This is a genomic window from Neiella litorisoli, from assembly GCF_014773395.1.
Taxonomy (GTDB): Bacteria; Pseudomonadota; Gammaproteobacteria; order Enterobacterales; family Neiellaceae; genus Neiella; species Neiella litorisoli.
The window spans coordinates 61,965-70,278 of record NZ_JACXAF010000025.1 but is presented as its reverse complement, the minus strand read 5'-3'; the positions used below and the strand labels follow the sequence as shown (position 1 = coordinate 70,278).

5 protein-coding genes are annotated in these 8,314 nt (G+C 50.5%); 1 reads left to right on the top strand and 4 read right to left on the bottom strand.

Annotated features, from left to right (window positions below; translation table 11 throughout):
- Positions 1–131: 131 nt before the first annotated feature.
- The 4 genes from IC617_RS16250 to IC617_RS16235 all read right to left on the bottom strand — a co-directional run bounded on the left by IC617_RS16250 (position 132) and on the right by IC617_RS16235 (position 6,247).
- Entirely contained in the window at positions 132–602 is a 471-nt protein-coding gene (locus IC617_RS16250) for an RDD family protein (RefSeq protein ID WP_191146037.1), read from the bottom strand.
- Positions 603–677: 75 nt separating this feature from the next.
- Positions 678–2,345, bottom strand: coding sequence for a glutamine--tRNA ligase (gene glnS, locus IC617_RS16245; protein WP_191146036.1), 1,668 nt, complete (start codon positions 2,343–2,345; stop codon positions 678–680).
- Positions 2,346–2,492: 147 nt separating this feature from the next.
- Positions 2,493–4,037 carry a Na+/H+ antiporter NhaC family protein gene (locus IC617_RS16240; protein WP_191146035.1) on the bottom strand — a complete coding sequence of 515 codons (1,545 nt, stop codon included), beginning with the start codon at positions 4,035–4,037 and terminating at the stop codon, positions 2,493–2,495.
- A gap of 158 nt (positions 4,038–4,195) precedes the next feature.
- A complete protein-coding gene (locus tag IC617_RS16235; RefSeq protein WP_191146034.1) occupies positions 4,196–6,247 on the bottom strand; it encodes an oxidoreductase in 2,052 nt (683 codons plus the stop codon).
- A 204-nt stretch (positions 6,248–6,451) separates the two neighbouring features.
- Between IC617_RS16235 and sppA the strand changes: the two genes are divergently transcribed.
- Positions 6,452–8,296, top strand: a complete 1,845-nt coding sequence (gene sppA / locus IC617_RS16230; RefSeq protein ID WP_224746079.1) for a signal peptide peptidase SppA — start codon at positions 6,452–6,454, stop codon at positions 8,294–8,296.
- Positions 8,297–8,314 lie beyond the last annotated feature (18 nt).

The window sequence follows — 8,314 nt, the reverse complement described above, 5'->3', positions numbered from 1 at the left end:
CGGGAAGACAGAATTTACCCTAGATGCGTGAAGCACAAGGCGCGAAAATATCCCAATAAGAAAAATGCCAGTCAGCTTAACTGACTGGCATTAGCCGATATGGCCGTTTTTTTATGTCTGATATTCGCTTGTTATTTGCGCCGTTTGATCACCACGGTGCCGCCAATCATGTCATGCCAGCCGCGTTTGCGATCATCAAATACCACCCACAAAAAACCGAGCATTAAAATCAGTGTTGACGGGATATAACCCAGATAACGCAATACTGCTTGTTTCAAGCTAATTGCTTCAAAGTTCTGCTTATCCACTACCGCTAACCCCAACAGCAACTTGCCAGGGGTTCCGCCGAGCTTCAACCACATCACAATGGTCACTACTGCGGGAACGACATTGTTGATCAAAGCGTCCAACACAGAGGTCGCCAGATCGGGTGTTTGTTGAGGTTCAGCGGGAACAAAATAATCAACGCCAAACAGCAATAGTAAGATCGGGCCTAAAATAAGCAGCAGCAACACGCTATCAATCAATACTGCAACTAAGCGGATCCAAAATCCACCGTATTGCACTTCATCTTGCGCTTGAGTTTCCGCTTCGACTTCCATTATCAATATCCTTCCATTACATCAAACTACTGCGCTGTGACCAAAACGTTTGGCCACAGCGCCAAGCTATGTTGACTAATCGCCAATTTTTGCCCAAGTATCACGCAAGCCAACAGTGCGATTAAACACTAATCGGTCCATATTGGCACTGTCACGACAGAAGTAACCTTCACGTTCAAACTGATAAGCCAGTTCTGCTTGTGCGTCCGCAAGATCCGGCTCGACAATGGCGCGTTTAATCACCAATGAGTCACCATTCAACACCGAAGCAAAATTTTCTTCGGCGCCAGGGTTTGGCACGGTAAACAAGCGGTCATACAAACGCACTTCAGCCTCAACACCATGCTCAGCTGAGACCCAGTGGATCACGCCTTTGACTTTGCGACCATCCGCTGGATTTTTGCCCAAGGTATCGGCATCGTAGGTACAGTAAACGGTTGTCACCTGACCACATTCGTCCGTATCAAAGCGCTCGGCTTTAATCACATAGGCATTGCGTAGACGCACTTCTTTGCCCAGCACCAAGCGCTTGTATTTCTTATTGGCCGACTCTCTGAAATCGTCGCGGTCAATATACAACTCCCGACCAAACGGTAATTCTCGCTCGCCTAACTCTTCCTTATTTGGGTGAACTGGCGCTTTGAGCGTTTCAGTTTGCCCTTCTGGGTAGTTTTCAATAACGACTTTAATCGGCTCAATCACTGCCATCGCGCGAGGGGCGTTGTCATTCAGATCCTCTCGAATACAGGCTTCAAGCATGGCCATTTCGACCATATTTTCTTGCTTAGTGACACCAATCCGAGCGGCAAATTCACGCAAGCTCGCAGGCGTATAACCACGACGACGTAAGCCGGCGATGGTTGGCATCCGTGGGTCATCCCAGCCTTCAACGTGGCCATCTTGCACCAGCGCACTGAGGCGGCGCTTAGACATCACGGTATATTCAAGATTAAGACGAGAGAACTCGTACTGACGCGGACGACTTTCAATGGTGATGTTGTCCAACACCCAGTCGTACAAAGCGCGGTTATCCTGAAACTCCAAGGTACAAAGCGAGTGGGTAATGTTTTCCAAGGCATCAGAAATACAGTGAGTGAAGTCGTACATTGGATAAATGCACCACTTGCTACCTGTTTGATGATGGTCGGCAAAGCGGATCCGATAAATTACTGGATCTCGCATGCAGATAATTGGGCTCGACATATCGATTTTCGCCCGCAAACAGCATTCACCTTCTTTGTATTCGCCGTTGCGCATACGGGCAAATGCCGCCAGATTCTCCGCCACTGGTGTATCGCGGTAAGGGCTGTTTTTGCCCGGCTCTTTCAGCGTGCCACGGTACTCGCGAATTTGCTCTGGCGTCAGGAAGTCAACGTAAGCCAAACCCTTTTCAATCAGCTCAATGGCATATTGATGCAGTTGGTCAAAGTAGTTTGAGGAATAACAGACCTCACCGCTCCACTCATACCCCAACCAGTTGACATCGCGTTTGATGCTGTCAACAAAGTGCTGCTCTTCTTTCTCGGGGTTCGTGTCATCAAACCTCAGATTGCATTGCCCCTGATAATCTTCAGCAATACCAAAATTGAGGCAAATCGACTTAGCATGGCCGATGTGCAAGTACCCATTGGGCTCAGGAGGAAAGCGTGTGTGAACGCTAGAATGCTTACCTTCAGCCAAATCACGATCAATGATCTGACGAATGAAGTTGCTTGGCTTTGGCGCAGGAGCCGCCTCTGACATGGGATATCCTCTAACTAACTACAAAGCGAAATTACGACCGCTAATCATCTATCATTGCCTAGCCAAAAACAACAGCGACTGTACTGATTTATTTGGTGTTTTACGGATAGTTTTGATTACAACCGCGCTAACGGTTGAAAACACACATTAAACCTCTCGAACGCCACGTTTTAAGCCCCATACGATTAAGGCAAAGACCAAGCTAGAAGTCATTAGGCCGGCCATTACCGAACCACTAGTACCGAGCACGGCGTACCCCACAGCACTGACGATGGCAACCAAAATGGCGTATGGTAATTGGGTGCGAACGTGCTCAATGTGGTCACAGCCGGCACCAGTGGAAGATAAAATGGTGGTATCGGAAATTGGCGAGCAATGATCGCCAAAGACTGCGCCAGCTAACACCGCAGCAAGAAACGGCAACATCATTGAGATTTCAGTGGCTGCGGCCATATCGCCAGCAATCGGCAGCATAATGCCGAATGTGCCCCAACTAGTTCCCGTTGCAAAAGCCATAATGCCGGCTAACACAAACAGCAATGTCGGGAGCCAATTGCTCGCCACTGAATCGCCAACAAACGAAGCCAAGTAAGCACCGGTTTTAAGGTCGCTGATCACCGAGCCAATACACCAAGCAAAGCACAAAACAATGATCGCGCCACGCATGGAGTTCGCGCCGATAACAAGGCTTCTGCCAAGCTGGCTCGCGGTGGGCTGCTGCGCCATTAGCATGGCAATGGCAACGACCAGTGCAATGATACCGCCAATCACCAATGACAGTCCGACATCAGTATTTTCCAGCGCCGTCAATGCGGTTAGCTGACCGCCTCCGGCCAATACAGCCTGAGCACCCGTTGCCACCAAAGCAACCACAGTGGCCAGCACCAATACAACGATTGGCACCAACAGTCCTGCGACGTGACCATTTTGCAAAGGCGGCTGTTCATCGTCGGTTAGGGTTTGCTCTACACCGCCCACATCACCACTCAGCGCTTGGCGTTCGCAGTGCTTCATCGCGCCTAAATTGATCGGCCAAATCGCCACCACAACAACCAGCGCAATGGCAAAAATAGCGTAGAAGTTCATCGGGATCATGGCGACAAACGCATGCAGCGGCGACATGTCGGCAACATTATGAGTCACTAAAATGCCACCAATCACGGCAATGATATAAGCCCCCCAGCTCGACACAGGCATCAACACACACATTGGTGCAGCAGTTGAATCGAGCAAATAAGCTAACTTGGCTCTGGAGGTACGAAGCTTGTCGGTGATCGGGCGGCTGACGCTACCCACCGCGAGGCTATTAAAATAATCATCAATGAAAATAACAATGCCGAGGAACACCGTTGTGAGACGGGCGCCACGGGCGGTCTGGATCCGCCTGATGGCCCAATTGGCAAATGCCTGCGTCGCACCACTTAACGACAACAAACTAGTCAACATGCCCAGTAGCAGTAAGAAACCGACGATATACAGATTCCAACTGTTAAGCGCGCCATCGGCCCAAACTAAGCCACTGACTTTGCGCCACAAAATATCCGCACTTGCCAGCACATCGCCACCACCTAGCAGTGCCACTCCGGCGACAATACCAAGCGCTAGCGATGGCACTACCCGACGGCTGACAACTGCAGCGCTCAACGCTAAAAATGGCGGTAACAGCGACCACGCTGACTCGGCAAAATTCATCGAAAAAAGTCCTCAGATAAGTCCATCACGCCGAAGTTTGGCACGAATAGCTAACAAGTTGAAAGTTTTGGCCTTAGATGGACTGCGGGAACCAACGAAGGTTCCCTGCGGTTTGTCCGCCTAACAATTGGACTGCTCCGAGTTATGTTGAGTGCTGATTAAAGTCGAGCGGCCAGCTCCGCCCCCTGGCGAATGGCTCGTTTGGCGTCAAGCTCGGCCGCTTCGTCGGCTCCGCCAATCAAATGAGGATCGAGTCCGGCTTGTTGCAAGGCATGATAGAGGCTGCGATCGGGCGTTTGTCCCGCGCAAATGACCACACTATCGACGGCCAGAATCCGATCTTCGCCATTGATGGTGACATGCAAGCCCTGATCATCAATCTTGCGATAATCAACCCCTGCGATCATTTCAACACCATGCTTCTTTAACGTCTCTCGATGGATCCAACCGGTTGTTTTGCCTAAACCAGCGCCGACCTTGGTGGTTTTTCGCTGCAACAAATAAACTTGTCGCGCCGCTTTGATGTCGCCATTACTGCTGTTGCTCAAGCCACCACGTTGCTCAAGCGACGGATCGATTTTCCATTCGGCCAACCATTGTTCGGGCTTGACCGAACTCGATTCGCCCTGATGAACTAAGAATTCAGCAACATCGAAACCAATCCCCCCTGCGCCAACAATGGCCACGCGTTCACCAACCGGCCGCTTATCTTTAACCACTTGCAAATAGCTCAACACGGAGCCATGGTCAATGCCATCAATCGCCGGCATCCTGGGTTGAATACCAGTGGCAACAACGATTTCGTCTAGTTGCAGCTGTTTGAGCGACTCTAGGGTTTGTTCCTGCCCTAAACGCACATCAACTTTAAGCTGCTGCAGCCGATTACGGAAGTAACGCAATGTTTCATAAAACTCTTCTTTACCGGGAATTTGTTTGGCTATATTGAACTGGCCACCAATCTCATCGGCTTTATCCATTAACACCACTTTGTGGCCACGCTCGGCGGCATAGCAACTTAATGCCAAACCAGCAGGCCCAGCGCCAATCACGCCAATGGTTTTAGCTTGGCTCGCCGGCTTCATCACCAACTCGGTTTCATAGCAGGCCAACGGATTAACTAAACAAGATGCCCGCTTGCCTTTGAAGACGTGATCGAGACAGGCTTGATTGCAGGCAATACAGGTATTGATCAGCTCCGCCTCATTGCGCGCAGCTTTATTGACGAATTCAGGATCGGCCAACATTGGCCGTGCCATCGACACCATGTCGGCTTGCCCTTGGGCCAGAATATCTTCTGCCACTTGCGGATCATTAATCCTATTGGTGGTGACTAAGGGCACCGAAACATGCGGTTTGAGCTTCTCTGTGACCCAACTGAACGCCCCCCGAGGAACACTTGTCGCAATGGTTGGAATGCGGGCTTCGTGCCAACCAATACCGGTATTAATAATGGTCACGCCGGCCTGTTCTAAGGCCTTGGCTAGCTCAATCACTTCATCCCACGAGCTGCCCTGTTCAACCAAATCAAGCATGCTCAAGCGAAAGATTATGATAAATTCGTCACCCACTTTAGCCCGAGTGGCGCTCACAATATCAAGTGCCAAACGAATTCGATTGGTATAACTACCGCCCCACTGATCAGTGCGTTGATTGGTTCTGGCGCAGATAAATTGGTTAATCAAGTAGCCCTCTGAGCCCATGATCTCGACGCCATCATAGCCAGCCCGCTGGGCCAACTTGGCCGTGTTGGCAAAGTCTTTAATGGTTTTGCGAATACCGCGGGCAGACAGTTCTGATGGTTTAAAAGGTGAAATTGGCGCCTTGATGGCACTGGCCGAGACGGTCAACGGATGATAGCCATAACGGCCAGCGTGAAGGATTTGCAGGCAGATTTTACCGCCGCCTTGATGAACCGCTTCGGTCACTTTACGATGCTTGGCCAGCTGCCATGGGAAACTCAATTGGCAGCCATTTGGGGCCAGTCGGCCACGAAAATTAGGCGCGATCCCGCCAGTCACAATCAAGCCCACACCACCTTCGGCTCGAGCTCGATAAAATTCAGCTAGCTTGTCAAAGCCGCCGCGTTCTTCCTCAAGCCCTGTGTGCATTGAGCCCATTAGCACTCGGTTGCGCAGCGTGGTAAAGCCCAGATCCAGAGGGGCGAGCATGTTGCTATATGTCGCGGTGTTCGATTTATTATTCTCTGCCATCACTGTTTCGTTTTTGTTGTTGTGGTCCGTTTCATTGAAAACTAGCACTGGTCCTACCAGATGAAAACAACCATCATTCAAGGGTGTGCGACAGATTACATTTATTTACAACTTAGATTGGCCGTAGCCAATCCCTCACGTTAAAGTTGGCGTATGAAAAAAGCTAACAAATTTAGTTAGTAGCTGATGTGAGAGATGGTTTTGATGAAGTTTATTCGCGGTTTTTTCGGTTGGTGCTGGCGTATTCTTAATTGGGCCCGCAAGGCCCTCATTAACTTAGTGTTCTTGCTGGTCGTGGTATCAGTGATCATCGCCATTTCTACCCAAGAACAAGGCCCCCAGTTTGAAGAAGGCGCGCTGGTTTTAACCATTGACGGCCGCATTGTAGAGCAGACGCGAGCCATCGATCCGATGTCGCAATTCTTCAAAGAAGCCATGGGCAGTCGCGATGAAGAGCCGGAAATACTGCTGGCCGATGTGATTCGTGTGATCGATAACGCTCGCCACGATCGTCGCGTCAAAGCACTGGTCATCGATGCCGGTAAAATGATGCCCAGTGGCTTGAGTAAACTACAAGAAATCGGCGCCGCCTTAGATGAATTTAAAACTGCTGATAAGCCGGTAATTGCCATCGGCGACTGGTATTCCCAAGATCAGTATTATCTGGCCAGTCACGCTGACACGGTATTGATGAACCCCAACGGCATGCTGATGCTCGAGGGTTACGGCGCATACCAGTTGTTCTTCAAATCCATGCTCGAAAAACTGAAAGTCAGCACCCATGTGTTCCGCGTCGGTACCTACAAATCAGCCGTTGAGCCGTTCATTCGCGACGATATGTCCGACGCTGCGCGGCTTGCTAACCAGCAGTGGCTCAACGATCTATGGCAATTGTATTTGCAAGATGTGGCCACCCAACGCGGCCTAACCCGCGACGCACTCAATCAATCGATTCATGATTATGCCAACCTAATTGAACAACACGATGGCAATTCAGCCCAATTAGCGATGACCATGGGCTTGGTCGATGAACTCACCAGCCGCCAGCAAATGCGTAATTTTGTTGGCGACATCGTTGGCTACGACGATGATCACCACTCATTTAAGCAAATCAACTTTAAGTCTTACCTCGATCTCACCCGTCACGATATCGTCAAGCCGCCACATCAAGACCAAGTCGGTATTGTGGTGGCAAAAGGCGTCATCATGAATGGTTACCAGCCAGCCGGTAAAATTGGTGGTGATAGCACGGCTCGACTGCTGCGCCAAGCCCGTTATGACGATGATATCAAGGCCGTAGTGCTGCGCATTGATAGCCCTGGCGGCAGTGCGTTTGCGTCGGATGTGATTCGGGAAGAAATCGATGAACTGAAAAAAGCCGGCAAACCTGTGGTCGCGTCAATGAGCAGCTCAGCAGCATCTGGCGGCTATTGGATTGCCGCTCCTGCCGACAAAATTGTTGCATCGCCCGCCACCATCACCGGCTCTATTGGTATTTTCGGCATGCTCACCACCTTTGAAAACAGCCTTGCTCATATTGGCGTTCATGCCGACGGTGTCGGCACCACTCCGCTAGCAGGCTTCTCGCCAGCGCGACCATTGAATGAGTCATTTGAGCGGGTGATCCAGAAAAGTATCGAGCACGGCTACCAGCAGTTTCTGCAGTTAGTCGCCAGCAATCGCGATATGACCGTTGAACAAGTGGATAACGTGGCTCAAGGCCGAGTTTGGAGTGGCATGCGCGCTAAAGAGCTGGGTTTAGTCGATGAACTGGGCGATTTAAACACTGCAGTCAGCGCTGCCGCTGAGCTGGCAGGGCTCGACAAATATGACGTCAATGTCGTTGAAAAGCCACTGTCTGAGCGCGACAAGTTGCTGCAAGCGATATTTGGTCAAGCACAAGCCATGTTACCGGCCGACTCTAGCTTTAATGACGCCAATGCACCGCTGATCAATCTCGCCAAACGGATCCTTGACCATCCGGCATTGAGTGCGCAATGGAACGATCCGGGCCATACCTACGCCTTGTGTTTGCAATGTGGTATCTAACTGGTTGAAAGGCTGATA